This window comes from Ruegeria sp. BHSB172, from assembly GCF_059613165.1.
In genome coordinates this window covers 90,808-116,257 of the sequence record NZ_JBXWRZ010000007.1, presented here as the reverse complement: position 1 = coordinate 116,257, position 25,450 = coordinate 90,808, and the positions used below count along the sequence as shown (strand labels likewise).

The 25,450-nt window shown below is 62.0% G+C and carries 28 protein-coding genes and 1 other RNA gene; 12 read left to right on the top strand and 17 right to left on the bottom strand.

Translation table 11 applies throughout. The annotated features are described in order from the left end of the window. Nucleotides 1-47 precede the first annotated feature (47 nt). The 13 genes from AC2FM3_RS06140 to AC2FM3_RS06080 all read right to left on the bottom strand — a co-directional run bounded on the left by AC2FM3_RS06140 (nt 48) and on the right by AC2FM3_RS06080 (nt 12,246). Nucleotides 48-632 (bottom strand): OmpH/Skp family outer membrane protein, encoded by a 585-nt coding sequence (locus tag AC2FM3_RS06140; protein WP_496679953.1) that lies wholly within the window; start codon nt 630-632, stop codon nt 48-50. Between the two features lie 5 nt (nt 633-637). Further along, the gene (gene bamA, locus AC2FM3_RS06135) at nt 638-2,998 is read right to left on the bottom strand and encodes an outer membrane protein assembly factor BamA (protein ID WP_496679951.1); all 2,361 of its coding nucleotides are present in this window, start codon (nt 2,996-2,998) and stop codon (nt 638-640) included. 124 nt (nt 2,999-3,122) lie between these two features. After that, complete coding sequence (locus AC2FM3_RS06130) at nt 3,123-3,251, bottom strand: hypothetical protein (protein WP_496679950.1); 129 nt, start codon at nt 3,249-3,251, stop codon at nt 3,123-3,125. Between the two features lie 88 nt (nt 3,252-3,339). Next, nucleotides 3,340-4,692 carry an RIP metalloprotease RseP gene (gene rseP / locus AC2FM3_RS06125; protein WP_496679949.1) on the bottom strand — a complete coding sequence of 451 codons (1,353 nt, stop codon included), beginning with the start codon at nt 4,690-4,692 and terminating at the stop codon, nt 3,340-3,342. Between the two features lie 4 nt (nt 4,693-4,696). Next, the gene (gene dxr, locus AC2FM3_RS06120; protein WP_496679947.1) at nt 4,697-5,869 is read right to left on the bottom strand and encodes a 1-deoxy-D-xylulose-5-phosphate reductoisomerase; all 1,173 of its coding nucleotides are present in this window, start codon (nt 5,867-5,869) and stop codon (nt 4,697-4,699) included. Continuing rightward, complete coding sequence (locus AC2FM3_RS06115) at nt 5,869-6,651, bottom strand: phosphatidate cytidylyltransferase (RefSeq protein WP_496679946.1); 783 nt, start codon at nt 6,649-6,651, stop codon at nt 5,869-5,871. The genes dxr and AC2FM3_RS06115 overlap by 1 nt, the downstream gene beginning before the upstream one ends. Beyond that, on the bottom strand, nt 6,648-7,379 hold the full coding sequence (gene uppS, locus AC2FM3_RS06110) for an undecaprenyl pyrophosphate synthase (protein ID WP_496679945.1): 732 nt from the start codon (nt 7,377-7,379) through the stop codon (nt 6,648-6,650). Before uppS ends, AC2FM3_RS06115 begins: the two co-directional genes overlap by 4 nt. Before the next feature lie 9 nt (nt 7,380-7,388). Continuing rightward, entirely contained in the window at nt 7,389-7,952 is a 564-nt protein-coding gene (frr, locus tag AC2FM3_RS06105) for a ribosome recycling factor (RefSeq protein ID WP_496679942.1), read from the bottom strand. 180 nt (nt 7,953-8,132) lie between these two features. Next, nucleotides 8,133-9,128, bottom strand: coding sequence for an acryloyl-CoA reductase (acuI, locus tag AC2FM3_RS06100; protein ID WP_496679941.1), 996 nt, complete (start codon nt 9,126-9,128; stop codon nt 8,133-8,135). A gap of 102 nt (nt 9,129-9,230) precedes the next feature. After that, nucleotides 9,231-10,334, bottom strand: coding sequence for a dimethylsulfoniopropionate demethylase (locus AC2FM3_RS06095; RefSeq protein ID WP_496679940.1), 1,104 nt, complete (start codon nt 10,332-10,334; stop codon nt 9,231-9,233). Beyond that, complete coding sequence (locus tag AC2FM3_RS06090; protein ID WP_496679938.1) at nt 10,335-10,862, bottom strand: DinB family protein; 528 nt, start codon at nt 10,860-10,862, stop codon at nt 10,335-10,337. Next, a complete protein-coding gene (locus AC2FM3_RS06085) occupies nt 10,862-11,491 on the bottom strand; it encodes a DUF1326 domain-containing protein (protein ID WP_005983316.1) in 630 nt (209 codons plus the stop codon). The genes AC2FM3_RS06090 and AC2FM3_RS06085 overlap by 1 nt, the downstream gene beginning before the upstream one ends. Nucleotides 11,492-11,508: 17 nt before the next feature. Further along, nucleotides 11,509-12,246 (bottom strand): DUF2182 domain-containing protein, encoded by a 738-nt coding sequence (locus AC2FM3_RS06080; RefSeq protein WP_496679937.1) that lies wholly within the window; start codon nt 12,244-12,246, stop codon nt 11,509-11,511. A gap of 111 nt (nt 12,247-12,357) precedes the next feature. Here AC2FM3_RS06080 and AC2FM3_RS06075 point away from each other — a divergent pair, with 111 nt between their 5' ends. The 8 genes from AC2FM3_RS06075 (at nt 12,358) to AC2FM3_RS06040 (ending at nt 18,680) form a co-directional block, all read left to right on the top strand. After that, nucleotides 12,358-13,089 carry a FadR/GntR family transcriptional regulator gene (locus tag AC2FM3_RS06075; protein WP_496679934.1) on the top strand — a complete coding sequence of 244 codons (732 nt, stop codon included), beginning with the start codon at nt 12,358-12,360 and terminating at the stop codon, nt 13,087-13,089. Nucleotides 13,090-13,216: 127 nt separating this feature from the next. Further along, nucleotides 13,217-14,617, top strand: coding sequence for a selenium-binding protein SBP56-related protein (locus AC2FM3_RS06070; protein ID WP_496679932.1), 1,401 nt, complete (start codon nt 13,217-13,219; stop codon nt 14,615-14,617). A gap of 13 nt (nt 14,618-14,630) precedes the next feature. Then, a complete protein-coding gene (locus tag AC2FM3_RS06065; protein ID WP_496679931.1) occupies nt 14,631-15,281 on the top strand; it encodes a hypothetical protein in 651 nt (216 codons plus the stop codon). A gap of 64 nt (nt 15,282-15,345) precedes the next feature. Next, entirely contained in the window at nt 15,346-15,708 is a 363-nt protein-coding gene (locus AC2FM3_RS06060; RefSeq protein WP_093961997.1) for a DUF4345 family protein, read from the top strand. A gap of 34 nt (nt 15,709-15,742) precedes the next feature. Next, nucleotides 15,743-16,090: a transfer-messenger RNA gene (gene ssrA, locus AC2FM3_RS06055) on the top strand. A gap of 102 nt (nt 16,091-16,192) precedes the next feature. Then, nucleotides 16,193-16,624: an ester cyclase gene (locus AC2FM3_RS06050; RefSeq protein WP_496679929.1), complete on the top strand. Its 432-nt coding sequence runs from the start codon at nt 16,193-16,195 to the stop codon at nt 16,622-16,624. Between the two features lie 255 nt (nt 16,625-16,879). Beyond that, the gene (chrA, locus tag AC2FM3_RS06045) at nt 16,880-18,133 is read left to right on the top strand and encodes a chromate efflux transporter (RefSeq protein WP_496679927.1); all 1,254 of its coding nucleotides are present in this window, start codon (nt 16,880-16,882) and stop codon (nt 18,131-18,133) included. Between the two features lie 76 nt (nt 18,134-18,209). Continuing rightward, on the top strand, nt 18,210-18,680 hold the full coding sequence (locus tag AC2FM3_RS06040; protein ID WP_496679924.1) for an SspB family protein: 471 nt from the start codon (nt 18,210-18,212) through the stop codon (nt 18,678-18,680). Nucleotides 18,681-18,704: 24 nt separating this feature from the next. Here the strand turns inward: AC2FM3_RS06040 and AC2FM3_RS06035 are convergent, their stop codons facing one another. Beyond that, a complete protein-coding gene (locus AC2FM3_RS06035; protein WP_496679923.1) occupies nt 18,705-19,226 on the bottom strand; it encodes a hypothetical protein in 522 nt (173 codons plus the stop codon). 249 nt (nt 19,227-19,475) lie between these two features. Here AC2FM3_RS06035 and fumC point away from each other — a divergent pair, with 249 nt between their 5' ends. Genes fumC through AC2FM3_RS06015 form a run of 4 tightly spaced genes read left to right on the top strand, consistent with a single transcriptional unit; the run spans nt 19,476 to nt 21,927 of the window. After that, nucleotides 19,476-20,870, top strand: a complete 1,395-nt coding sequence (fumC, locus tag AC2FM3_RS06030) for a class II fumarate hydratase (RefSeq protein ID WP_496679920.1) — start codon at nt 19,476-19,478, stop codon at nt 20,868-20,870. Next, nucleotides 20,870-21,046, top strand: a complete 177-nt coding sequence (locus AC2FM3_RS06025) for a DUF4169 family protein (RefSeq protein ID WP_496679919.1) — start codon at nt 20,870-20,872, stop codon at nt 21,044-21,046. The genes fumC and AC2FM3_RS06025 overlap by 1 nt, the downstream gene beginning before the upstream one ends. Beyond that, nucleotides 21,043-21,273: a ribbon-helix-helix domain-containing protein gene (locus AC2FM3_RS06020; RefSeq protein WP_496679917.1), complete on the top strand. Its 231-nt coding sequence runs from the start codon at nt 21,043-21,045 to the stop codon at nt 21,271-21,273. Before AC2FM3_RS06025 ends, AC2FM3_RS06020 begins: the two co-directional genes overlap by 4 nt. A gap of 51 nt (nt 21,274-21,324) precedes the next feature. After that, complete coding sequence (locus AC2FM3_RS06015; RefSeq protein WP_496679915.1) at nt 21,325-21,927, top strand: DNA-3-methyladenine glycosylase I; 603 nt, start codon at nt 21,325-21,327, stop codon at nt 21,925-21,927. Between the two features lie 2 nt (nt 21,928-21,929). On the opposite strand, the gene AC2FM3_RS06010 is transcribed toward AC2FM3_RS06015, so the two are convergent. From AC2FM3_RS06010 to AC2FM3_RS06000, 3 genes are all read right to left on the bottom strand, one after another. After that, a complete protein-coding gene (locus AC2FM3_RS06010) occupies nt 21,930-22,811 on the bottom strand; it encodes a fructose bisphosphate aldolase (protein ID WP_496679913.1) in 882 nt (293 codons plus the stop codon). Between the two features lie 72 nt (nt 22,812-22,883). Continuing rightward, complete coding sequence (locus tag AC2FM3_RS06005) at nt 22,884-24,233, bottom strand: cytochrome P450 (protein ID WP_496679912.1); 1,350 nt, start codon at nt 24,231-24,233, stop codon at nt 22,884-22,886. Continuing rightward, on the bottom strand, nt 24,230-25,444 hold the full coding sequence (locus AC2FM3_RS06000) for a hypothetical protein (RefSeq protein WP_496679910.1): 1,215 nt from the start codon (nt 25,442-25,444) through the stop codon (nt 24,230-24,232). Before AC2FM3_RS06000 ends, AC2FM3_RS06005 begins: the two co-directional genes overlap by 4 nt. Between the last annotated feature and the right edge of the window lie 6 nt (nt 25,445-25,450).

Sequence of the window (25,450 nt, the reverse complement as noted above, 5' to 3'; positions counted from 1 at the left end):
GTGGTTTCCGCGTGGTTAGCAATACCACCGTGCGAGAGCAAGCCGCGCTAGGGTTCGTCACGCTCTTCCAGCCCGGCACCGTCGCCGATGGCCGCGTCGATCCGCCGGATGGCCACATCGGTGATATCCGAGGCATCCGAGCTGAGAAAGACGTTCGCGCGTTCGATGATGATCGACGCCCCCGTATCGCGCAGCAGATCGATTAGAACAGGGCGTGACAGTTCGACAAACCTGACCCGCGCCTCTTCGCTGCGTCGCGACAGCGCATCCAGTTTGGCACGCTGGCTTTCGCGGTGCGACTGCACTTTCTGGTCGAACGCTTCGGCCAACGGTTGAAACTCGTCCGGGGTCAAGACGCTGCGTTTGTCGGTCAGCTCCTTTTCCTCGCGGCTCAGCTCGGCCACGATGCGTTCGTTCTCCTCGGCCAGTGCACGGCTTTCCGCCTCGATCTCGGCCCGGATCCGCTTGCCGAAGGCCGACTCGGCGAACATCCGGTCACTGGATATGGTCAGCACCCCCGATTGCGGAATGCCCAACTGCTGAGCCGATGCGGGGCCCGCCGCCAAAGCGAATGCCAAAATGCACAGGGCCCGAAGAGGGCCCTGCACTGTTCTGGATATGTGTTTCAGCATGAACGTCAGAACCGCGCCTGAATGGTGAAGTCAAAGTTCTGTTCTTTGTCGAAGTCTTCCTTGACCAACGCTTTCGAGAAGTTGAAGCGCAAGGGGCCAAACGGCGTATCCCACAACAGCGACACGCCTATGACATGGCGGAGCGACCCGTCGGCGCCGACGATATTGGCCCCGGTCGTGTCGACATTGTCGATGTCCCAAAGGTTGCCGACGTCATAGAAGACACCGCCGCGCAGGCCCAGTTCCTCGGGCAGGCCCAGCGGGAAATCGGATTCGAAGCGCGCCACCCAGTACAGGTTGCCGCCGATCGCGTCGTCCTGGCCGTTCGACAGATCCCGTGGGCCCAGACCGGCGGGTTCGAACCCGCGGAAGATGTTGGGCCCCAGAACATAGCGGTCGAGGGTTCGGCTGAAGTCGTCTCCCTGCCAATGCAGGGCGCCGGCCTCGAACGAAGCGCGCAGGGTCATCTCCTCGTTCAGCACCTTGGTCTGGGCGATGGCGCGGGCGGAGGTCTTTAGGAACTTGTTGTCCCCGCCCAAACCGGCGGCATCCACGCCGACTTCGAACAACGCACCCGCGTTGGGGTTCAACCCGCCGATCCGGCTGTCATAGACATAGGACAGGCCGAGCGAGCTGGTCGACCGCTTGCCCTGGGCGATTTCCGAAGCGATCACCGCCCCGTTCACCTGGCTGTCCTGCTGCGTCATCTCGCTGTCGTTCCAGTTGTAGCGCAGCTTCAGCGCCGACAGCTCTCCGATCGCATAGCTCAGCTGCGGGTTGAAGAACACGGTCTTGGTGTCATAGCTGGCAAAGCTCGAGTTTGTGGAGGACAAACCAAGCCCCAGATCGAAGCGCAGTTTGCGGCCCAGAAGGTAGGGTTCGGTGAAATTCAGGATGTACTGTTCTGAATCCTGCGCCGTCGACAGCGTCACACCCAAAGCCTGCCCTCGGCCCAAGAAGTTCCGTTCTTCGAGCCCGATCGCGATGCCGAACCCGTCCGAGACCGAATAGCTGCCGCCCAGGCTCAGCGAGCCGGTGGGTTGCTCCTCGACATCGACATCCACGATGACCTGACTGGGGCTGGACCCTTCGCGCGTATCCACATCGGCGACCGCAAAGAAGCCCAGGGCACGAATACGCTCGGCGCTCTGGCGGATTTCACGCGGGTTGAACGGATCACCCTCGACCGTGTCGAACTGGCGCCGGATCACCCGATCCAGCGTTGTTGTGTTGCCTTCGATGTCGATGCGTTCGACAAAGATGCGCGGCCCTTTGGTCAGGACGAACTCGACATCCAGCGTCAGGTCGCGGTTGTTGCGGGTCACCCGCGGCTCGACCCGTAGGAAATCGACGCCGTTTTTCAGGCCCAACCGCTCCTGGCGGGTGATCGAATTCTCGATCAGCGTGGGCGAATAGGTCACGCCGGGCTTGATCTTCAACGCGGCTTGATAGGGCGCTGCGTCGACACCGGGAATCTCGCTGACGGTCGTCACCTTGCCGAACGAAAATTTCTGTCCTTCGGTGATATTCATCACCAGATAGAACGCATCCCGTTCGCGGGTAAATTCTACATTGGCGCTGTTGACGCGAAAATCGATGTAGCCGCGCGACAGGTAGAAATCACGCAGCACCTGCTTGTCGAACTCGATACGGTCGGCGATGAACGTATCGCCGCGCAGGAAGGTCCGAAGGATGTTGGCCTGTTTGGTTTCCAGCACGCGCCGAAGGCGGCGGTCGGAATAGGCGCGGTTGCCCACGAAGCTGACGCGCTCAATCTCGATCGTGGTGCCTTCGGCGACCTCGAACACCAGATCAACGCGGTTGTCGCTGCGACGGATGATGCGCGGAATGACGGTGGCGGATACCCTGCCCTGCGCCGAGTAGATCTCCGCGATCACGTCGGCATCAGCCTCGGCCACCTGCGGGGTGAACACTCGGCGTGGCTGCGACGAAATCGCATCCAGCAGGACGTCATCCTTTACCCGCCGGTTGCCCTCGATGCTGATGCGGTTGATCGTCGGGTATTCCTGGACCTTGATCGCAAGCGTGCTGCCGCGCGGGGTCAGCTCGACTGTCTCAAAAACACCACTGTCAAGCAAACGCTGATAAGCGTCGTTCAGCTGGCCCGCCGTGACGGTCTGACCGGGCGTGATTCCCGTCCGGCTGATGATCGTCGAGGTTTCAATACGCCGGTTGCCTTCGACATCGAACGAATTGAACGTGTACGACTGTGCCCAGGCGGATTGCGAAAATACCGCAAGCCAAAGCGCTGAAACGAGGAAAAAAACCGATAGAAGCTGCCACAAAATGTTGGTTTCGGGCTCGACTGCACCGCAGGATATGCCCGCGTCTTCCCTGTATGCCATGTTTATCTCTGCCTGGTTCTGGGACTTTGAATTTGAGTACCGTTAATGGCACATCTTGTCAAAAGCCCAAAAGCAAAACGCGGCCGCAAGGGGCCGCGCAGCTAGAACCGGTGCTGGTAAAGAATCACAAAGAGGCCAGAAATGCCCCGCCCGCCAAGGCCAGCGCGGTGATGCCAAAGCTGAGCAGAAAATCCCAGTTCAGGACGAACAGGAAGTTGAACCCCTGATATGATTTTCGCAATGCACCTGTCATGATCTTCAGCCCGCTTCGTTGGAAACGAGTATCACCTACGTCGCAATTGCGGCGAATTTGCGGCGCCCGGAAGGCGCCGCTGCCTCAATCAGCAAAACAGATCATTGCCGAGCGCGAAGATCATCAGGGTCAGGATCACTGTCACGCCGATGCCCATCATGATCTGGAATACCCGCTCGCTGGGCGGCTTACCCGAAACCGCCTCGTAAGCGTAGAACATCAGGTGACCACCATCCAGCGCGGGGATCGGGAACAGGTTCAACAGGCCCACGGCGGTGGACAGCACCGCGATGAACGACACGAAATTCTGCGCCCCCTGGCTGGCCATGTCGCCCGAAGTTTCGGCAATGCCGATCGGCCCCGACATGTTGCAAGTGCTGATGGCCCCGGTGATCATGTGCCAGATGCCCGAAAGCGAGCCCTCGATGATTCGCCAAGTCTGTTGCAGGCCGGCACCTGCAGCCTCGAACAGCCCCGCCGGTTCGGTGGCCGGCTCCAGCATCAACCCGCCGACGATCCCGATCCGCCAATGGGTCTTGAAACCACCATCGGGCTGCGGTTCGTCGGTCCGGCGCGGGGCCAGCGCGAATTCAAGCTCGGCCCCATCGCGCCAGACATCCAGCAACAGCACCTTGCCGTTCGAGCTTTCGACCTTGTCCTTCAACTGATCGAAAGCAAAAATCGGCTCTCCGTCCACTGCGGTGATCACGTCGCCGGGCGCAAGCTGGATATCCATCGCCGCGCTTCGCGGTGCGACCCGGCTGATCAGCGGCGGAAACAGGTATGGCGCCTCGACATCGATGGTCTGTCCGTCGCGCTTAACGGTGTAGGTCAGCACGGGCTCTTCGGGCAGTGCATCGGTGAAATCGGTCCAGGCGTCCTCGGCGTCGAAATCCGGCACCGGGATTCCCTCGATCGCCAGGATCTCATCCCTTTCGCGCAGCTCTTGCACGGTTCCCGGCAGCGGCTTCAGCGTGCCCGCGGTCAAAGGTTCGCGGGTCACCCCCTGCGACCAGAAGATCGCCGCGAATACCAAAATCGACATGACAAAGTTAAACACCGGTCCGGCCGCCACCGTTGCCGTGCGCGCCCACAGCGGCGCACCGTGCATCGTATGACGCAGTTCTTCGGGGCTTTTACTGGCGATCTCGTCCATTGCCGCCGAATCCTTGCCCGACGCCGCGTTTGAATCGCCCAGGAATTTGACGTAGCCCCCAAACGGCAGCACCGCGATCTGCCAGCGCGTGCCGCGCTTGTCCACGCGGCTCCACAGAACCGGGCCGAACCCGATCGAGAACACCTCGGCATGGATCCCCGACCAGCGCCCGACGATATAGTGGCCGTATTCATGCACGGCGACGATCACCGACAGGGCCACGACGAAGGCAGCGATCGTGTAGATCAATCCACCAAATTGCGGGATCAGCGAGAGTATGTCCAAAAGTCTATCCTGCTCTTCTCAGTACGGCGTCATCCACCCATTGACGTGCCAGATGGTCCGCTTTCAACACGTTATCAAGGGTCATCGGGGCATCAATGAGGCCGCCTGCGTCCTCGAACCGGTCCAGAACCGCCGCCACCGCGTCGGACATGTCCAGAAATCCGATGCGCTGGCCGATGAAGTGATCCAGTGCACGTTCCTTGGCGGCGTTGAACACTGCACCAGACAGACCTCCGCGCGCCATGACCTCGCGCGCTAACCGCAGCGCCGGATAGCGCGCCGGGTCGGGGTCACGGAACCGCAACTGTCCCAGACGGGCCAGATCCAGCCGGGGTACCGGCAGCTCGCGCCGCTCGGGCCAGTGCAGCGCATAGCCGATCGCGTGGCGCATGTCGGGCGCGCCCAGATGCGCCATCACCGCCCCGTCGCGAAACCCGACCAACGCGTGAACGATCGATTCGGGGTGGATCACGACCTCGATCCGGTCGGGCGCGATACCGAAGAATTCCTTTGTTTCAATGACCTCCAGCGCCTTGTTGAACATCGAAGCGCTGTCGATGGTAATACGCTGACCCATGTCCCAGTTCGGGTGGCTCGACGCCTGCTCGACCGTCGCCTGCGCCAGCCGCTCGACCGGCCAGTCGCGAAACGCCCCACCGCTGGCGGTTATGATTATGCGCTCGACCGCGGCCATGTCCTCGCCCACCAGCGCCTGGAACACGGCGGAATGCTCGCTGTCCACCGGCAGCAGGCGCGCACCATGCCGCCTTGCTGTCTCAAGCACCAGAGACCCGGCACAGACCAGTGTTTCCTTGTTGGCCAGCGCCAGCGTCGCCCCCTGTTCCAGTGCCGCCAGCCCGGGCGCCAGACCCGCCGCGCCGACGATGGCCGACATCACCCAGTCGGCCGGACGCGCCGCGGCCTCGACCAGCGCGGTCGCCCCGGCCGCTGCTTCGATTCCGCTGCCTTCCAACGCGGCGCGCAGGTCTTGCAACCTGTCGTCGAACGCGGTCACGGCGACCTGCGCGCGCAGGCGCCGGGCATCCTCGGCCAGTTTCCGGATGTTTGCGCCACCGGTCACGGCCACCACGTCATAGACGGTCGGGTCCCGCGCGATCAGGTCGATGGTGTTCTGCCCGATGGAACCGGTGGCGCCAAAGATGGAGACCTTGCGCATCACATCTCTCCGGGGGCGTAGAACAGACTTGCAATCAGAACCAGCAGCGATGCCCCCATCATGCCGTCGAACCGGTCCAGAAACCCGCCGTGGCCCGGAATCAGGTCCGAACTGTCCTTGACTCCGAATTTCCGTTTGGTCGCGCTTTCCACGATGTCTCCCGCCTGGCTGGCCATCGAGGCCAAAACCGAGATCAGAACCAGCCCGGGCCCGAGGCTTGCATAAACCGCGAACGCGGCGCCCACCAAAGCAGCGGCCACCCAGCCGCCCACCGTACCCGACCAGGTTTTCTTGGGGCTGACCTTGGGCCAGAATTTCGGCCCGCCGATGGCTTTGCCCGCGAAATAGCCCGCCACGTCGGTGGCGACGACGACCGCGATCAGCCAGATCATCCAGCCAAAGCCCATGTTCTCGCGGATCGAGATGAATCCGAAACCCGCCGCCGCGATCCAGATCGCAAACAGAGCATAGATCCCGCGCGCGCGCTCCACCTGCCCGGCTCCGACCAGCGCCGGCGCGATCAGAACCGGCAAAGTGGCCACCGGCGGCAGATAAGTGGCCAAAAGAACCGCCACGCCGGTAAGCACGGATAATTGCACCGCAACTCCGGCCCGCTGCGGGTCAACCATGCGGACCAGTTCCCAGATCATGATACCGCAGGCCGCGGCGATGAAGGTCTCGAACCACAGCCCGCCCAGCCAAACCTCGACCGCGCCGATTGCCACCAGAACCACCGCCGACAGAACGCGGACGGTCAGATCGGACCAACGCCCGTCACTCATGCGGGGACGGCTCCGAACCGGCGTTCACGCGATCCGTAGCTTTTGCACAGTCGCTCAAGCTCCGAGGCCGTGAAATCCGGCCACAGCGTTTCGATGAACTCGTATTCCGAATAGGCCGACTGCCACAGAAGGAAATTCGAGATCCGCGCCTCGCCACTGGTCCGGATCACCAGATCAGGATCGGGCAGAACCCGCGTATCCAGGTATTTTGGCAGCGTCTCCTCGTCCACGTCATCGGGGCACAGCTTGCCTTCGGCGACATCCCTGGCCAACCGTTTGGTTGCGCGAGCTACCTCGTCCCGGCCTCCGTAGTTCAGCGCCACGGTCAGATGCACCAGGTCGTTGTCGGCAGTTTCCCGTTCCAGCTGGTCCATCAGCTCGATCAGCTTGGCATCCAGCCGGACCCGGTCTCCAATGAACCGGACCCTGACACCGTTTTCGGCAAGCGTCCGGGTTTCCTTTATGATGTACCGCTTGAAAAGGCTCATCAGGCCCGCAACTTCGACTTGAGTCCGCTTCCAGTTCTCGGTCGAAAAGGCAAAGATCGTCAGGTATTTGATCCCCAGTCCCGGGCAGGCTTCGACCACTTCGCGCACGCGCCGCGCCCCGGCATGATGCCCGTACAGACGCGGACGGCCACGGGCCTGAGCCCACCGCCCGTTGCCATCCATGATGATGGCCACATGGCGCGGCCCGCACAACTCGCCGATCAGGGGATCCTTGGGCATCTCCGCGTCTCAGACCTGCATGATTTCCGCCTGTTTCGCCTCAAGCGCGGCGTCAACGGCCTTGATCATCTGATCCGTCAGTTCCTGCACCTCGCTCTCCCAGAATTTCTGGTCATCCTCGGACAGGCCTTCAGCCTTGGCCTTTTTGATCTGGTCCATCCCGTCACGGCGCACATTGCGAATGGCCACGCGGGCATGTTCGGCATACTGGCCGGCCACCTTGCCCAGTTCGCGCCGGCGTTCCTCATTCAGCTCGGGGATCGGCAGCATGATGATGGTGCCGTTCAGTTGCGGGTTGATGCCCAGACCGCTCTCGCGGATTGCCTTTTCCACCTTGCCGACCAGCGACTTGTCCCACACGTTGATGGTGACCATGCGTGGTTCGGGGACGTTTACGGTGCCCACCTGGTTGATCGGAGTCATCGACCCATAGGCGTCAACCATGATCGGATCCAGCATCGAAGCCGAGGCCCGGCCGGTGCGCAGCGACGCAAACTCGGTGCGCAGATTGGCCATGGCGCCCTCCATGCGGCGCTTCAGATCGTCGGTATCCAGTTCGAAGTCATCAGACATGCTGCTCACTCCCCTTATTCAGGTCTGTTTGCTAGGGTCATAAGCCATCGCAAATGGGATGTATAGCAATGATGATCGTCAAATGCCTCGACAGCAGGACTCCGTTTGCCCCCGTACGTCGATACGTGAACAAAAACCGGCCCCAATGAGGCCGGTTCCGATTTGACGACAATCCGCCCGTCAGGCATTCACGTCCAGCACGACGCGACCCTTGACCCGGCCTTTCAGAATGTCTTCGCCCAGTTTGGGCAGATCCTTCAGCGTTGCCGGCTGGATCATCGAATCCAGCTTGTCCATCGGCAGGTCCGTCGCGATCCGTTTCCACGCGCGTACGCGATTGTCGTAGGGCTGCATCACGCTGTCGATTCCCAGCAGGTTCACCCCCCGCAGCAGGAACGGAATCACCGTTGCCGGCAAAGCCGCGCCCCCCGCCAACCCGACGGCAGCGACCGAGCAGCCATATTTCATCTGTCCCAGCACACGCGCCAGCATCGAACCACCCACTGCATCGACACACCCGGCCCATGTCTCGCTCTCGAGCGGGCGTTTGGTGGTCTCATTCAACTCCTCGCGCGGCACGATGGTCGCAGCGCCCAGAGATTTCAGATACTCCCCGGCCTCCGGTCGCCCGGTCACGGCTGCGACTTCGTAACCCAGATGCGCCAGAATCGCGGTCGCGACCGAGCCCACGCCACCGGCCGCACCGGTCACCAGAACCGGACCTCGATCCGGCGTCAGACCACGATCTTCCAGCGCCATGACCGCCAGCATCGCGGTAAAACCGGCGGTTCCCACCGCCATTGCCTGGCGCGTGCTCAACCCCTGCGGCAGAGGCACGAGCCAATCGGCCAGCGCGCTGGCCTTCTGGGCGTAGCCGCCCCAATGCGCCTCACCCACGCGCCACCCGGTCAACACCACCTTGTCGCCGGGCTTGTACCTGTCGTCCGAGGAGTCTTCGACAGTTCCGGCATAGTCGATCCCGGGCACATGCGGATAATTGCGGACCAGACCACCGCCTTTGGGCGACATGCACAAACCATCCTTGTAATTGACGGTCGAGTACTCCACGGCCACCCGCACATCCCCATGCGGCAGATCGTCTTCCGAAATCTGCTTGATCACCGGACTTGCCAGCCCGCTTTCTTCGTCCTTCTCCATCACCAAAGCGTTGAACATGCTCACATTCCTTTCCTTTCTCTCGGCCAGACGGTTCCTTCATCTGGCCCCAAATATCCCGTGGGAGTCGCGCAGCGACGGGGGCAGAGCCCCCTTCCCGGCTCAAATCCAGAACTTCGCCTGCACGACTGCATCCCGCATGCCGTCCGGTGTCTCGACCTCAATCCGTGTTCCCGGATCCCAGTGGCTCAGCCGCAGCATACCGATCGACACGTTGGTTTGGAAATCCGGCGACCAGGTGGCCGAAGTCACCTGACCCACGCGCTTGCCGCCACCATATACCGGCCACGGCCGATCACAGGGTGGCACCGCTTCACCCTCGATCGCGATCGGGCGGATTTGCTGAACCGGCCCCTCCTTGGCCACCCGCAAAAGCGCATCCCGCCCGATACAGCCAATGGCCGTATGCGTGTTGCAGAACTTGCCCAACCCGCACTCATGGGGCGTGTTGTCGTCCGTCATGTCGTTGCCGTAAGACAGCAACCCGCCTTCGATCCGCTCGATCAGGTTGGGGCAACCCGCCCGAACCTGCAGGTCCTCTCCGGCGGCGAAAAGTGCGTTCCACAAAGGCATGCCGATGTCGCCGCCCTCGACATAGATCTCGAACCCGCCCTGTTTGGAATAGCCCGACCGTGCAATCGCCAGATCACGCCCCTCGAACTGGAACATGTCGAACTTGAAGAAGCGGATATCACGCACCCGGTCCCCGAAGACCCGCGCCATCAGATCATCCGACTTGGGTCCCTGCACCGCCAAGGGCGACACGTCCGGCTCGTCCACCAGAACATCCAATCTATACCCGTTGGCCAGGCCCTTGACCCACAAAAGCAAGTCGCTGTCTGCGATCGAGATCCACCAGCGGTCATCCGCCAGTTTCACCGCCACGGGATCGTTCAGCATGCCCCCTGTTTCGTCCACGATCGGCACATAGTAGCATTGACCCGGCAACATGCCGCGCAGGTCGCGCGGGGTCAGCATCTGCATCAGCCGCGCCGCATCGGGGCCGCGCAGTTCGACCTGCCGCTCGCAGGCCACATCCCAGACCTGCACATGGGTCTTGAGATGCCGATAGTCGGCCTCGACGCTTTCAAACACCGTCGGCAGCAACATCCGGTTGTAGACGGTATAGCCTTTGACACCGGCCGCCTCGACCCCGTCAGAGAACGGCGTGCGCCGCAGCCGGCGCGACAAAGAAATCTGTGGCACTTAGACCTCCTCGGGCAAGAAAACGAGATCACTGACCGGCGCCTCAGAGCCGGCCTCGGTCAGCATTTTGTGGATTTGCCCCCGGTGATGCGTCTGATGGTTGTAGAAACCGATCACACACTCTGCGTAAGGCATTGTAATATTTTTCTCTTTCACTCCGGAGTACCAAGTGAGCGACCCACTGATCGGGTCATCTCCCTGGGTGTCCGCCCAGGCGCCTATCCGCGCGTCGATCGTTTCGCGCAGCGGCAACCAGTGAGCCAGATCGGGGCACAGATGGACGCTTTCTTGGATGCCGCCGCCTTTGCGGTGCGGGGGGCTGTCCGGGCCCGTACCCTTGCCAAACCGCGACATCCAGATCCAGTCGCCCCAAAGCAGATGGTTCGCCGTGCCCAAGATCGACCCAAAAAACGCGCCGCATTCCCGGGTCAATTCCTTGGCTGAAAGCTTATGAAGAAAGCCCGCCAACTGGCTGTTTTGCCAACGGTTATAGCGGGCCATCCGCCGGGCAAAGACGCCGGTGATCATTACCGGGGCCCGTGCCAGTCGATCTGACAGATCTCGGCGGAGCGGCCGTCGAAATCCCAGACCCGCCCAAAGGCGCGCACCTTGCCCTTTGTCGCGGTCGCCACTGTGATGTCCGGGCCCATCCAGTATTCGGTATTGGTGACGACGATCTCCTTGCCGTCCTTGCCCTCGACCGGGACCACCGCGCCCTGGATCTTCTTGCCGACCATCAGGCGGCGTTCCTTGCCTTCGGTTTCGAAATGCACCGGCGACCGCTCGGCCCCCAGGAACTCGCTGACCAGTACCGAGAACAGGCCTGTCGTACCGCGCGCCGCGCCCGAGAAGATGTTGACCAGCCCCTCATAGGCCGCCTCGGACGCGCGGTCGTCGATGAAGGCCGCAGCCTTCCAGTTGCCGCGCCCCATGTTGCCGGGGATTTCCAGGAACAGGCCCACGTTCAGACCTGACAGGTCCTCGTCGCCATATTGGCCCTCATCGATGCGGATGCCCGCCCAGGCCTGGCAGTAGCCCTCGGTCGGCGGATGCTTCCCAAGGCTGACCACGCAGGGGCAGAACACCGTGCAGTTGCAGTTCAGGATCAACTCGCCCTTGATGGTCCAGGGCACCGTGCCCACCGTATCCAAAGCCATGTCTGTCTCTCCTCTTGTCAGACTGTCGTAAACGCGACCCAGGCGGCCCCGATCAGCAACGCCACGCCCAGCGGGCGGGTCACCAGTCGGCCAAGGTCGGGCAATTTTTCGAAAACCATCAGCATCGTGGCCAGCCCCATGAAGGCCAGGTTCATCACGCCACCCACGAAGGCCAGCAGCATCAGCGCCCAGCAGCAGCCCAGGCACACCAGCCCCAGCCGCAGGCCATTGCGCCACGGGCCCTCGTCCCAATGCTGGATGAAGAAGGTCAGCGGATGACGGCACTTGCTCAGGCAGGCCTCTTTGATGGCTGAAAACTGGTACAGGCCGGCGACGGCCAGAAGGCCTGCGGACAGCAGCCCCGAAACGCTTTCGCCCAGCCCGTTCACCGCGCCCGCCCGGTACAGCGCCATTTGCGCCAGCGCCGCCAGAACGGAAAAGCCAAACCAGACCGTCAGATACCCAGCCAGCAGATGCCCGAACCGAGTGCCCTGCGTGGCGTGGGATAGGTCGTCATAGGTGGCAAAGGCCGGCAAAGCCGTCGGCGCCATCATCGCCGCCGACATCAACGCCCACATGGCCACCATCTTCAGCAGCCCCGCCGCATCAGGGGTCACCGTGCACAGGCTGCGCCAGAAATCCTCGCCGTATACCGCACCAAGGGCGCGCATCTCGGCCGGCACCGCCATCAGGTACAGCGCCCCCCAGGCCGACAGGATCGCAGCGAACAGGCCCAGCCAATGCGGCGCTGTCATGGCTCTTATACGATCCACAGTCACGGCCCTCCCTGCGACTCACTCCTTGCTTTTCAAATGTCAGACTTTTAAATGTCAGACAAATAAATTTTTCACGGTGACCCCAAGAAGATGAAAATCGACCCGCAGAAAAGCACCGACCTATCTGCGCAGATCGCCCAGGCCATCCGCGATGCGATCGTATCCGGAGAGCTGATCGTGGACGAGCGCCTGCCCTCGGAATCCGAGCTGGCGGATCAGTTCCAAGTGTCGCGTCCCACCGTGCGTGAGGCGCTGAAGCGGCTGGCGGCACAGTCGTTGATCCGCACACAGCGCGGCGCGACCGGAGGTGCGTTCGTCAACCGGTTGAGTTTCCAGGACGCCTATTCCCAGCAGATCACGACTTCGACGCTGCTGCTGTCGATGAACGAGGTCAGCTTCGACACCGCCTGCGAGGCCCGCTATGCGTTGGAACGGGCCTGCGCGCCCCTGTCGGCGCAGCGGCGCACCGCAGATCAACTGGCCACCATGCGCGCGGAAATTTTCCGCCAGGCGCAACCCGGTTTGACGGATGAGGCCTTCTGCGCCTCGGACGTGGCTTTTCACCGGGCGCTGGTCGATGGTGCGGGCAACCCTGTCCTGTCCTATCAACTGGCCGGAGCGGTCGAGGCGATGCAGCCCCTGATGAACATGATCACCTTTACCGCCCGCTCGCGCGAGGAGATCATCCGCCTGCACAGCAAGATCGCCGACGCGCTGGAGGCGCAAGACGCCGAGACCGTCGACGCTGCGCTGGTCGAGCTGGAAACCTACTCGCGCCACCTTGCCCATGACGTGGCTGAACGTCGGCGGAAACCGGCCTGAGCGCCGCTTGAATAATTCTTGACGCATCACATCAACGGAAAGGACACTCGGGCAGGCAGACCATCATCCGGCGGGAAGACCGGCACTCTCAATAAAATTGATTTTCAATGACTTACGGGAGGACGTTATGAACAAAAGACCGGATCCTACATTTTATCCATCCGCCAAACTGGCCATGGAGGCCCCGCCCGAGGCCCTGGCCTTCACGCTGATGCTCAGCCCTGATTTCTCGCAGCCCGACGGTTTGGCCGTTGTAAACGTCGACCCAACTTCGGGCGACTACGGCAAGATCGTTCACAAGGTGATGATGCCCAACAAGGGCGACGAGTTTCACCATTTCGGATGGAACGCCTGTTCCTCGGCCCTGTCGCCGCTGACCGGCCACGCCTTCCTTGAGCGCCGGTACCTGATCATCCCCGGTATCCGCTCGAGCCGGATCTATGTCATCGACGTGAAGGACCCGCTTCAGGCCTATATCCACAAGATCATAGAACCCGAGGAAGTCTATGCAAAAACTGGATATTCCCGCCCGCACACGATTCACTGCGGCCCCGAAGGCATCTATGTCAGCACCTTGGGCGGCGGCGGCGAGAAGGGCACTGACGGTCCACCGGGCATCTTCATCATGGACTGTGAAACCTTCGACATCATCGGGCGTTACGAGATCGAACGCGGCGTGCAGGACAAGCACTATGATTTCTGGTGGAACTTGCCGCGTGACTACATGGTCAGTTCCGAATGGGGCCTGCCGCCGCAATTCGAGAACGGCCTGCTACCCGAGGACCTTCTGTCGAACAAATATGGCCACCGGATCCATTTCTGGAACCTGCGCGACCGCACCAACATCCAGACCATCGACCTGGGCGAGAACCACCAGATGGCGCTGGAAATCCGGCCTGCGCACGATCCTGTCAAGGAATACGGGTTCTGCGGCGTGGTGGTCGACACCACCAACCTGCAGGGCGCGATCTTTACGTGGTGGCGCGACAAGAAAGGCAAGTTCCACGCCAAAAAGACCATTACGATCGACCCCCAACCCGCTGATCCTGCTGATCTTCCCGAACTTCTTAAAGGGTTCTCGGCGGTGCCGCCGCTGGTCACCGACATCGACCTGAGCCTGGATGACAAATACCTTTACGTCGCGTGCTGGGGTACCGGTGAAATGCACCAGTACGATGTCTCGGACCCGATGAAGCCCAAACTGGCCGGCAAGGTCGAGATCGGCGGCATCGTCAAGAAGACCAAGCACCCCAACGGCAAGGACTTTGGCTATGGCCCGCAAATGGTCGAGATCAGCCGTGACGGGAAACGCGTCTATTGGACCAATTCGCTCTATTCCACCTGGGATGATCAGTTCTATCCCGGCGAGCGCGGCGCGGCGATGGTCAAGGCGGATGTCGGCAAAAAAGGCGGCCTGAAGCTCGACAGGAACTTCTGGGTCGAATTCCCCAAAGGTTATCGCGCCCATCAGATCCGGCTTGAGGGGGGAGACTGCTCCACCGACAGTTTCTGCTACCCTTCGGTCTGAATTGGACGTCTTGATGACATCGACGGCCGGCCTCTGGCTGGCCGTTTTGCTGAGCGGCGCCTATCACGGGCTGAACCCCGGCATGGGCTGGCCGCTGGCCGTGTCGGCTGCATTGATGGAGCAACGTCAATCCGCCTTGTGGCGCGCGTTGGCAGCCTTGGCGGGCGGGCATTTCTTGGCGATGCTGGGCGTATTGCTGCCCTTTGCGGTGATGACCATCCTCGTAGACTATCAGCGCGAAATCCGGATCGGAGCAGCCCTGATCGTGATCGCCATGGGCCTCTACATCGCGATCACCCGTCGGCATCCACGGTTCCTGGCGCGCGTGCCGCCCAGTAGGCTGGCACTGTGGTCGTTTCTGGTGGCGCTAGCGCATGGTGCGGCGCTTATGCTTGTGCCGATCTATCTGGGCCTGTGCGGACTGGACGAGCTGGATACCGGCCACAGAGCCGTGTCAGAGATCATGGGCACCAATGGCCTGCTGGTTCTGACGGTGGCCGCGGTCCATACCGGCGCGATGATGCTGGGTGGCGGCGCGCTGGCGTTCGCGGTCTATCGCTGGCTGGGCCTGCAATTCCTTTCGCGCAGCTGGTTCAACCTGGAAATGGTCTGGGCGCTCAGTCTGATCCTCGTGGGCGTGCTCGGCCTGTGGGCCGCAATCTGAGGTCTTCCCCCTGCCCCAAAACAGATTAGGTTCGATTGGCAGGCATTTGAAACGCGAGGCCCCCATGACCGGAACACTCAACATCATCGCAGCCCTTCTGACCATCGGCTTTGGCCTGTTCGGCTTTTTGGCCCCGGCCTGGACGGCGGCCTCGCTTGACCTTGCGCCCACCAACAGCACGATGGGCCTCAGCGAAATGCGGGCCTCGGTCGGCGGGCTGTTTGTCGTGACCGGCATCGCCGTATTGTGGCTGAACCACCCGATGGCCTACGCGATGTTGGGCGTCGTCTATGCGGGCGCGGCGCTGGGTCGGTTCGTGTCCGTACTGCTGGACAATCCCCCGTTGGCCAAAGCGTTGACCTTCGGCGGAATCGAGCTGGTGCTGGCGATCTGGCTGATCGCAGCCAACCTCTCCAAGCCCGCGTGAACGGTTGAAAAATCGCGATCGTCTCGCGCTTTGGGGGTTTGCATCCGCAAAAATCCTCACCTATATAAATGCTGTCCTTCGGGACTATGGACATAAACGCGCTCGTAATAAGCGGATCGGACCCGGGGGCGGTACCCGGCGGCTCCACCATACATCCTTCATTTGGGGATCATGGGGCCGAAACAGGATCGACGAACGTCTAAAGGGGTTAGCTTTGTCCCGGCTGTCTGCCACCGTTACCGGCGAAAACAGTACAATTGCAAATGACAATCGTGCTCCGGTTGCCGTTGCTGCGTAAGCAGTAACCAGACCGAAACTTAAGCCCTTGCGCCTAGCCGCGTAAGGCGGGGTTCGCAGGTGCCTGGCAACAGAAACCTGCACTTTCCCAACCATTTGTCTGCGGTTTTTGCCCTGATCCTGACGGTGTTCAGGGTTTTTTCACCTCTATGCGCAAGTCTCTCCTAAGCTAGACAGGAGAGCTGGGATGACTCATGCAGAGATTCTTCGGGCCTGGTACTCGGAGGTTTGGGAAAAAGGCAATGTCGACGCGATCGACGAATATTTCGCGCCCGAAACGATGGCCGAAGGGCTGATACCGGAAATGCAGGTCGGCGTGGACGATTTCCGCGATCTGGTGATGGCCTTCCGTCATGTTCTGGGCGACATTCAGGTGGGCCTGCCGAAAATCATCGAAAGCGGCGACTGGGCCTCGGCGGTCCTGCATGTAAGGACATCGCGTGCCGACAATGGTGCGCCGCTTGAGGTCACCGGACAGGTCATGGCGCGGTTCAAGGGTGACAAGATGGTCGAAGCCTACAATCAGTTCGATTTCGTGTCGCTGTTCGAACAGCTCGGCCAGTTTCCCCAGGACACATTGCCCGTCTGCATGACCGGACAACGGCTGGATTGGGCCTGACCGTTTCTTGACCGTACAGGCAAAGCCCGCATAGCAAGGTCCAAGACCGGCAACTCGCCCGCCAAGGGATGGCGCCGCGGGTTGCCAGATTTCGGAATGCGAAAGGGCGTGTGCCATGGCGGGGCCGGTGTTTGGGGATCACTATCAAATGCAGGGTCGAATTCCCCCGCCGGGCATGCGGCCTCTGCTTGAGCACACGCGCCTGCGCGCGCCAACCCTCGGCACTCCGGCAGTCGCCTCGGTCATGGCCTGCGGATGAGCCCCTCGGTCGCGGATCTTGTCCGGGTGTTCGGCCGTATCGGAGTGTTGTCCTTTGGTGGGCCGGCCGCCCAGATCTCGCTGATGCACCGGGAACTGGTGGACCGCCGTGCCTGGCTGGACGAACAGACATTTCTGCGCGCCCTGTCGCTGTGCATGCTGCTGCCCGGCCCCGAGGCGATGCAACTGGCCACATATGCCGGCTGGCGCCTGCGCGGCGTGCCCGGCGGGCTGATCGCGGGCGCGCTTTTCGTTTTGCCCGGCGCAATCGTGATCGCTGCGCTGGTGATGCTCTATGCCGCCTATGGCGACCTGCCGCCTGTCCAGGCGGCTTTTCTGGGTGTCAAGGCGACCGTCATTGCAATCGTGCTGCAGGCCCTGATCAACCTGTCGCGCAAGACCCTCTCGGGGCTGCAGTCTCGCGTTATCGCGGGGCTGGCTTTTCTGGCCATTTTTGCGCTAAACCTGCCCTTCCCGCTGATCGTCCTGGCGGCCGGTTGTTGGGGGTACGTTATGTCCCGCACGACACATCCGCCGTCCGATCCGGGTCGGCTCCCAGCGGAAAGGCACGCGATACGCACCGCCTTGGTCTGGATGACGCTTTGGCTTTTGCCGCTGGCTCTGCTGACGGCGTCGGGTCAGACGCTGCTGGCCGATCTGGGCTGGTTCTTTGCCAAACTCGCGGTTGTCAGCTTTGGGGGCGCCTACGCGGTGCTGTCCTACATGACCCAGACGGTGGTGGCGCAGCATGGCTGGATCTCGGCCGACCAGATGATCGATGCGCTGGGCCTGGCCGAGACAACTCCGGGGCCTCTGATCCTGGTGACGCAATTCGTGGCCATGCTGACCGGTCAGATCGCCGGTGGCCCCGGTTTGGCCCTGGCCGCAGGCGCGGTCGCACTTTGGGCGACTTTCGTCCCCTGCTTTCTTTGGATCTTCCTGTCGGCCCCATATCTGGATCACATCGCCCGGAACCCGCGCTTGTCCGGCGCCTTGAGCGCAATCTCGGCGGCTGTCGTCGGGGTGATTCTCAACCTGTCGGTGTGGTTCGCGCTGAACGTGATTTTTGCAGACGTGGCCCGATACGGCCTTGGCCCCGTCTCGATCCCGATACCCGTTCCATCCAGCCTGAATTTTCAGGCGCTTGCACTGACAGTTGCCGCCGGGCTGTTGATATTCCGACTGAAATCTGGTTTCGGGGTCGCGTTGGCCGCCATGGCCGCAGCAGGTTTGGCCCTGCATTTTCTTTGAACAATCCGGCGCTGCCGGGCCTTTCGTTTCCGCCCGAATCCCTTATGCTTGGGGCAACCACTTTCGAGGACAAGACATGTCGCAAGGCATCGACTACGGCAACCTAATGCACACCGCCATGCGCGGCCTGATCAAGACCGTTCTGCAACGGGTCTCGGAGTCGGGGCTGCCCGGGGCGCATCATTTCTTCATCACATTCGACACCCGCACACCCGGTGTTGAAATTGCCGACTGGTTGCGCCAGCGCTACCCGGATGAAATGACGATCGTGGTGCAGCATTGGTTCGAAAACCTGAGCGTCGATGACGACGGCTTTGCCATCACGCTGAATTTCGGAGATTCGCCCGAACCGCTGTATATCCCCTTTGCGGCAATCCAGACCTTCGTGGACCCGTCGGTCGAATTCGGGCTGCGCTTCGAAGGCCCCGAAGAAGACGAAGAGGAAATCGCGGCGACCGAAGAAGACTCGATCGAAGTCGAGCCCGAGGACAAGCCGCACCACGACGCCGACATTGTATCGCTGGACAGTTTCCGCAAACAGCCCTGATCGGCCGATTGTAGGGCTGAAACGCTATTTCCTGCGCAGGAACGTATCCACTGACCGCGCCTCGCGCCCGTCGCTGAAGCGCGAGAAGGACAGGTTCAGCCCGCCTTCGGCCAGCGTTCGGTCATATTGCTGCAGTTCATAGTCGCCTTCGTGGTCGATAAACAGGGAAAACACGGTCAGCGTGTCGCCGACTATGCGGCCCCATACGAAGGGTTCACCCTTCATTGGATCCAGCGGCACTTCGTGGCCGAACACGTTGCGTTTCATCGCCGCCGAATAGATCTGAGGGCGGTCCGACGGCCGGAAGTCAACCGAGAACGACTGCTCTTTCACCCGGCCATCCGCCTTATATGTCACTGTTGTCCAACTGACATTGAACCCGTCATCGGTTTCGGAGATGCGCACGCTCATGTCGCGCGGGGTCGCGGTTCCGTCCGCATCCACGACCTGGGCCGACCCGACATAGTCACCGACAAAGGGCCCGATATCCGCTGCGCCGGCCTGAACTCCGATCAGCATCGCCACGACAGCCGCCCAAACCCGCATCTGCGCAAACTGTGATTTTTTCAGCCCCAAACGAAACATCCCGACCTCTACGTTTCCCGCCCTTCGCATTCTAGACACGCGGGCCACCGGCACAATGGCAGATGGGTCGACCACCCGAAAGAAAAATGACGCACCTCGCCCGGCTATACCTTTTCTGCCCATCAGATTAAGGTGCGCGCAACTGGCCGATTGCGCCGCGGCGTGGCTGCGGCTAAACGGCATGCGACTGCATACCAGACGGAGTGACAGATGTCTCAGACCCGCACCGAATCCGACAGTTTTGGCCCGCTCGAGGTTCCGGCCGACAAGTACTGGGGGGCGCAGACGCAGCGCTCAATCATGAACTTCCCCATCGGCTGGGAGAAACAGCCCGTCGCCATCATCCGCGCGCTGGGCGTGGTCAAGAAGGCCTGCGCCATGCAGAACAAGGCAACGGGCAAGCTGGACGCACGCATCGCCGACGCCATCATCGAGGCCGCCGGAGAGGTGATCGAGGGCAAGTTCGACGACAATTTCCCTCTGGTCGTCTGGCAGACCGGTTCGGGCACCCAGTCGAACATGAACGCCAACGAGGTCATCGCGAACCGCGCGATCGAGATTCTAGGCGGCGTGATCGGTTCGAAGGACCCGGTGCACCCGAACGATCACTGCAACATGGGCCAGTCGTCGAACGACACCTTCCCAACCGCGATGCACATCGCCACCGCGATGAGCGTGCGCGACGTTCTGCTGCCGGGGCTGGAAAAGCTGGCCGCCGGGCTAGAGCAGAAGTCGGTAGAATTCAAAGATATCATCAAGATCGGCCGCACCCATACCCAGGACGCGACCCCGCTGACCCTGGGCCAGGAATTCAGCGGCTATGCCCACCAGATCCGTCAGGGCATCGCCCGTGTGAACGCCGCCATGCCCGGCATCTACGAGCTGGCGCAGGGCGGCACCGCCGTCGGCACCGGGCTGAACACCCAGAAAGGCTGGGCCGAGGCCGTTGCGGCCAACATGGCCGAAATCACCGGCCTGCCCTTCGTCACCGCGCCCAATAAGTTCGAGGCGTTGGCCGCCCATGATGCGATGGTATTCCTGTCGGGTACTTTGGCCACGGTCGCGGGCAGCTGCTACAAGATCGCCAACGACATCCGCTTCCTTGGCTCGGGGCCGCGCTCGGGTCTGGGCGAACTGATCCTGCCGGAAAACGAGCCCGGTTCGTCGATCATGCCGGGCAAGGTCAACCCGACCCAAGCCGAGGCGCTGACCCAGGTCGCGGCCCACGTCATGGGCAACGACGCCGCGATCAAGTTCGCCGGCAGCCAGGGCCATTTCGAGCTGAACGTCTACAACCCGATGATGGCCTACAACCTGCTGCAGTCGATCCAGCTGCTGGGCGACGCGACCGACAGCTTCACCGAGCGCATGCTGCTGGGTATCAAGGCCAACGAGGCGCGCATCGACAAGCTGATGAAGGAATCGCTGATGCTGGTGACCGCCTTGGCCCCCACCATCGGCTATGACAACGCCACCACGGTCGCCAAAACCGCGCACAAGAACGGCACCACGCTGAAGGAAGAGGCCATCAAGCTGGGCTTTGTCGATGAAGCGACCTTTGACGCCGTCGTGCGCCCCGAGCAGATGATCGGGCCCAAGGACTGATGGGCAAGCCGGTCAATCTGAACCGGTATCGCAAGGAAAAGGCGCGGGCCGAGAAAAAGGCCCGCGCCGACCGGAACGCGGCGGCGTTCGGGCGCAGTAAAGCGGAAAAGCAGCTGGACAAGGCCCGTACGGACAAAGCTCGCCGAGATCTGGAAAATCACGAGCTGGATGAATGAGCGGCCCGCCCGTCAAACGCTCGCTGACCCTCAAGGGGCATCGCACTTCGGTTTCGCTCGAGGATGAGTTCTGGCAGGCGTTCCGAGACATCGCCAAAGCAAAAGGTATGCCGATCAATGTTTTGGCCTCGGAAATTGATGTGGCGCGCGACCCCGAGACCGGCCTGGCGTCGGCCATTCGTGTCTTTGTTCTAAACTGGTACCGGTCATCCGATCGCACCCCTTGATCTGATCCCCGTCGGTGTCTAGGCTGATTGTGAACAAAAAGGGTACACTTGATGCGCGATCTCGTGACCGGCGCGGATGGCCAACCGCGATGCGGCTGGTGTCAGGCCGCGCCGGAGTTTTTCGACTATCACGACAAAGAATGGGGCTATCCGGTGGATGACGACCAGCGCCTGTTCGAGAAGCTCTGCCTTGAAAGCTTTCAGTCCGGCATCAGCTGGCGCATCATTCTGGCCAAGCGCGAAAACTTTCGCAAAGCCTTTTCCGGATTTGATTTCAACGTGATGGCCGGCTTTTCTGAAGCGGACGTCGAGCGCCTGCTGCAAGATGCCGGCATCATCCGCCATCGCGGCAAGATCGAGGCGGTGATCAACAACGCCCGCCGCGCGCAGGAGCTGGTGGCCGAAACCGGCTCACTGGCGGCCTATGTCTGGAGGTTCGAGCCCGAGACTCCTCCTGCGCCGCAGACGGCGTCGACTTCGCCCGAGTCGGTCGCCATGTCCGAGGATCTGAAAAAGCGCGGGTGGAAATTTGTTGGCCCCACCACGGTGTTTGCCTTCATGCAGGCAATGGGGCTGGTGAATGACCACGCCAGCGGCTGCGCCATGCGCGAAAAAGCGGCGCAGATGCGCCGCTCATTCACCAAACCGGTCTGACCTCAGACCGAGGCGCGGTAGATCTTGTCGATATTGCTGCCCAGGGCCGCGTTGAACTCGGCATCCGACTGCTGTTTCGACAGCCCCTCGGTCAGCGCACGCGAGAAAGAGGCGATCATCTTGCCGTTCTGCGCCAGCAGGTCACAGGCCTCGTCGGTCGAATAACCGCCCGACAGCGCCACTACACGCAGAACACGCGGATGATCGGCGGCCTCGTCATACAGATTGGCCTTGCTGGGCAGTGTCAGCTTCAGCATGACGTCCTGCCCCTCGACCAACTCGTCGAGGTTCTTGAGGATTTCGGCTTGCAGGATCTCTTCGGCTTCGGCCTTGGTGTCCGACTTGATGTTCACCTCGGGCTCGATGATCGGGACCATGCCGGCCGCGATCACCTCGCGAGCCACGTCGAATTGCTGTTTCACCACGGCGGCGATGCCCTCGGCATTGGCCTCGTGGATGACCGAACGTTCCTTGGTGCCGAACACGCCTTCGGCCTTGGCCAGCGTCTCGGCCAGGCCCGGGATGGGCTTCATCAGCTGCACACCGTTGGCGGTGTCCTCCAGCCCTTTGTCAATCTTGAGGAACGGCACGATGCCTTTGACCGACCACAGGTAATCGGCCACCTTGCGGCCCTCGATTTCCTCGCCCAGCGTGCGCTCGAACAGGATCGCGCCGATCACCTTGTCGCGGGTGAAGTCATCGGCCAGGATGATCCTGGCGCGCATCTTCTGGATCTCGGCGAACATTTCCTCGTCCGAGCCATAGTCGGACGGCTGTACCCCGTACAGCGCCAGCGCCTTGGGCGTCGAGCCGCCGCTCTGATCCAGAGCCGCGATGAAGCCCGCACCGTTGATCATCTGTTCGCGCTGTTCAGCCTTGGACATAACACTTTCCCGTTCAGTAATGATTCCGCCTTTCCAATCGCATACAGCATGGCGCGGGGCGATGATAGTTTGTTAGCGCTCAACCACGCGCAGCCAGATTCCGTCGCGCGACCGGACCGTCAGATGCGCCGCCGGTACCGGGGTGCGGCCCTCAACAGGTTCGAACCGGTACCGGCGCAGCAGGATCGACAGGATCAACGGCCCCTCAACCATCGCAAACCCCGCCCCGGTGCAGACGCGCGGCCCGGCCGAAAACGGGATGAACGCCGCACGCTGGCAGGCTTTGCCGTTTTCGGTCGCCCAGCGGGCCGGGTCAAAGCCGTCGGGGTCTTCCCACAGCCGCTCATGGCGGTGCAGATGCCATGGGCTGAGTACGATCTGCGCGCCCTTGGGCACGTCGCGGTCGCGGAAGCGTTCGGGGCATGTGGCCTCGCGCACCATCATCGGCACCGGGGGATAGAGCCGCAGCGCCTCGCGGAACACATCGCGGCTGATGCGCAGTATGGACATGCTGGCAAAGCTGATTTTGTCCTGCGCGCCAGCTTCCTCGGCCACGCGTTCCTGCCAGTCGGGATAGGCGGCCATCAGGTACAGCGCCCACGCCAAGGCCGAAGCGCTGGTTTCGTGCCCGGCCAGAAAGAAAATGGCGACCTGGTCGATCATCTCGTCGGTGTTGAAACTCTGTCCGGTCAGGGGGTCGGGCGTGGTCATGATCTTGGTGGCCAGATCGTCGGGCGCAGTGCCGGAGGCGATCTGCGCGGCCCGCTCGCGGGTCAGGCGGGCGATCAAGGTGCGGATTTCGGCCGCCGCACGGCGGGTCTTGCGCGCGTGGAACCGGGGCACCCAGTCGGGCAGCGGCACGAAAGCCGCAAGGTTCAGCAGCGGTTGCTGCCGCTGATAGGCGCGGAATTTCTCGAACACCTGTGCGGCGATCTCGTGCTCGATCGGCACTGAGAACAGGGTCCGAAAGATCACATCGGCGGCGGCATGGCTGGTGACTTCCTCGATCTCGACCGGTACGCCTGTCTTGTCGCGCAGGCGTTCGGCGCAAGCCTCGGCCGAGGCCAGAATCGCGGGAAAGGTTTGCTTCAGCCGTCCGCCCTCGAAGGCCGGGTCGATGATGCGGCGCTGGCGCTCCCAGGTCGCACCATTGGTCAGGAATACCGATTGGCCCAACAAGGGCCGCAGGCCTTCGCTGATCCGGCCGGATTTCGGGAAATCCTGGGGGCGGTGTTTCAGAACCCGGTCGATCAGTTCGGGCTGGTTGATCAGATAGGACCGGAAGAATGGGGTCCGGAACTCGGCCATCCAGGCGCGGTACAGGCGTTGCGGCTGGGCCGACAGGATGTCACGCCGGAACAGACGCAGGTATTGCCACAGCGATACCTTGTCAGGTCTGACGGGCGGCTTGGGCGGGGTCATGCGCGCACCGTTCGGTATTTGGACACCGCCCGCTCGATCCGCGACTTCGACGGGGCACGCTCGGCGAACCGCGCGCCCAATGTCTGCGGCCCGGCGGTGATGCGGAAATAATCATAGTCGCCCGGCCGGTCGAACGCGCAAAGATACTGGAAATGCAGACGGAAGAACCGCCAGCGCAAAGCTCCCCAGCGTTCGGGCGACAGGGTTTGCGTGAAAGCGGCTGACAGAACCAGCGGCCAGCGTTTGCCAGGCCCGGCAACGCCGCTGACCGCAACCGGATCACACAAGGCAAACGCGCAGCCATCCCCGGGCGCCGAGACATCGACCCATGTCAACTGCTCGGTCTGCGACAGCAGCTGCAGGTCGGCCCGCAACCGATCGGCCCGCGGCAGGAATGACACCATCGGCACCACCTGCCCCAATGTCAGGAAGGACAGGACGGGGCCATCCGGCGGCACATTGCCCCGCCGCAGCAGGTCGGCCAGAACCGAGACCCCCAGATGCGCGCCGGAACTGTGGCCCACCACCAGAACCTCATCGACCGGCGAATGCAGAGCCGCCGCGATAGTGGCACGGAATTCGTCCAACCGGGCCTGCAACTCGGGCGGCGTTTCCCCGCGCAGCCGCGCTGAATAGGCATAGTCGTGCATTAGGTAATAGGCGAACAGACGGTTGTCGATCTTGCGAAACCAGCGCAGGACCACCACCAAAAGCGCCAGCGCTGGCAGAAGCGCCAAAACCCCGACCCACGGGAACAGTAACGCCACGAGGCCCCATCCCAGTGCCACTGCCGCCGCCAGTTGCACCAGCAACATCCCCACTGGATACAGCGCAGCGATCACCGGGCCCTTGCGCAAGCCTACCAGCCGCCACAGCGTGCCGGTCGCAATGTAGACCCACGCCGTGCGCAGCAATTGCCAATAGGTCGCCGGGATCGAGCTGTCCATGCTGTCGCGTACGATGTCGGACCAGACCAGAACCTCGACCTCCGTCTGCACCTCGGCCCCGTCCTGCACCAACCGGACATGCCAGCCATAGGGGCCATCGCCCGTCTTGGCCGAGACCTCCAACTGATACCCGGAAATCCCTGATTGCGTGCGCCCCTCTTTCCGATAGAGTTCGCGATAGCGGCGGGGATGGATCGGATCATAGCCGGGGATATAGAACACCCGGCGTCGTTGTACCCCAGATTGCGGAACCTGACTGCTCATGCCTCT

Excerpts from the sequence above, each read along its gene's own strand:
- AC2FM3_RS06065 (WP_496679931.1), top strand. The coding sequence starts at position 14,631 with ATGACATCGACGGCCGGCCTCTGGCTGGCCGTTTTGCTGAGCGGCGCC.
- AC2FM3_RS06020 (WP_496679917.1), top strand. The coding sequence starts at position 21,043 with ATGAGCGGCCCGCCCGTCAAACGCTCGCTGACCCTCAAGGGGCATCGC.
- uppS (WP_496679945.1), bottom strand. The coding sequence starts at position 7,379 with ATGCCCAAGGATCCCCTGATCGGCGAGTTGTGCGGGCCGCGCCATGTG.
- fumC (WP_496679920.1), top strand. The coding sequence starts at position 19,476 with ATGTCTCAGACCCGCACCGAATCCGACAGTTTTGGCCCGCTCGAGGTT.
- AC2FM3_RS06040 (WP_496679924.1), top strand. The coding sequence starts at position 18,210 with ATGTCGCAAGGCATCGACTACGGCAACCTAATGCACACCGCCATGCGC.
- AC2FM3_RS06000 (WP_496679910.1), bottom strand. The coding sequence starts at position 25,444 with ATGAGCAGTCAGGTTCCGCAATCTGGGGTACAACGACGCCGGGTGTTC.
- acuI (WP_496679941.1), bottom strand. The coding sequence starts at position 9,128 with ATGTTCAACGCTTTGGTGATGGAGAAGGACGAAGAAAGCGGGCTGGCA.
- AC2FM3_RS06060 (WP_093961997.1), top strand. The coding sequence starts at position 15,346 with ATGACCGGAACACTCAACATCATCGCAGCCCTTCTGACCATCGGCTTT.
- AC2FM3_RS06005 (WP_496679912.1), bottom strand. The coding sequence starts at position 24,233 with ATGACCCCGCCCAAGCCGCCCGTCAGACCTGACAAGGTATCGCTGTGG.
- AC2FM3_RS06090 (WP_496679938.1), bottom strand. The coding sequence starts at position 10,862 with ATGATCACCGGCGTCTTTGCCCGGCGGATGGCCCGCTATAACCGTTGG.
- AC2FM3_RS06115 (WP_496679946.1), bottom strand. The coding sequence starts at position 6,651 with ATGAGTGACGGGCGTTGGTCCGATCTGACCGTCCGCGTTCTGTCGGCG.
- dxr (WP_496679947.1), bottom strand. The coding sequence starts at position 5,869 with ATGCGCAAGGTCTCCATCTTTGGCGCCACCGGTTCCATCGGGCAGAAC.
- AC2FM3_RS06025 (WP_496679919.1), top strand. The coding sequence starts at position 20,870 with ATGGGCAAGCCGGTCAATCTGAACCGGTATCGCAAGGAAAAGGCGCGG.
- chrA (WP_496679927.1), top strand. The coding sequence starts at position 16,880 with ATGAGCCCCTCGGTCGCGGATCTTGTCCGGGTGTTCGGCCGTATCGGA.
- AC2FM3_RS06010 (WP_496679913.1), bottom strand. The coding sequence starts at position 22,811 with ATGTCCAAGGCTGAACAGCGCGAACAGATGATCAACGGTGCGGGCTTC.
- frr (WP_496679942.1), bottom strand. The coding sequence starts at position 7,952 with ATGTCTGATGACTTCGAACTGGATACCGACGATCTGAAGCGCCGCATG.
- AC2FM3_RS06075 (WP_496679934.1), top strand. The coding sequence starts at position 12,358 with ATGAAAATCGACCCGCAGAAAAGCACCGACCTATCTGCGCAGATCGCC.
- AC2FM3_RS06070 (WP_496679932.1), top strand. The coding sequence starts at position 13,217 with ATGAACAAAAGACCGGATCCTACATTTTATCCATCCGCCAAACTGGCC.
- AC2FM3_RS06015 (WP_496679915.1), top strand. The coding sequence starts at position 21,325 with ATGCGCGATCTCGTGACCGGCGCGGATGGCCAACCGCGATGCGGCTGG.
- AC2FM3_RS06080 (WP_496679937.1), bottom strand. The coding sequence starts at position 12,246 with ATGACAGCGCCGCATTGGCTGGGCCTGTTCGCTGCGATCCTGTCGGCC.
- AC2FM3_RS06140 (WP_496679953.1), bottom strand. The coding sequence starts at position 632 with ATGCTGAAACACATATCCAGAACAGTGCAGGGCCCTCTTCGGGCCCTG.
- AC2FM3_RS06035 (WP_496679923.1), bottom strand. The coding sequence starts at position 19,226 with ATGCGGGTTTGGGCGGCTGTCGTGGCGATGCTGATCGGAGTTCAGGCC.
- AC2FM3_RS06050 (WP_496679929.1), top strand. The coding sequence starts at position 16,193 with ATGACTCATGCAGAGATTCTTCGGGCCTGGTACTCGGAGGTTTGGGAA.
- AC2FM3_RS06085 (WP_005983316.1), bottom strand. The coding sequence starts at position 11,491 with ATGGCTTTGGATACGGTGGGCACGGTGCCCTGGACCATCAAGGGCGAG.
- bamA (WP_496679951.1), bottom strand. The coding sequence starts at position 2,998 with ATGGCATACAGGGAAGACGCGGGCATATCCTGCGGTGCAGTCGAGCCC.
- AC2FM3_RS06130 (WP_496679950.1), bottom strand. The coding sequence starts at position 3,251 with ATGACAGGTGCATTGCGAAAATCATATCAGGGGTTCAACTTCCTGTTC.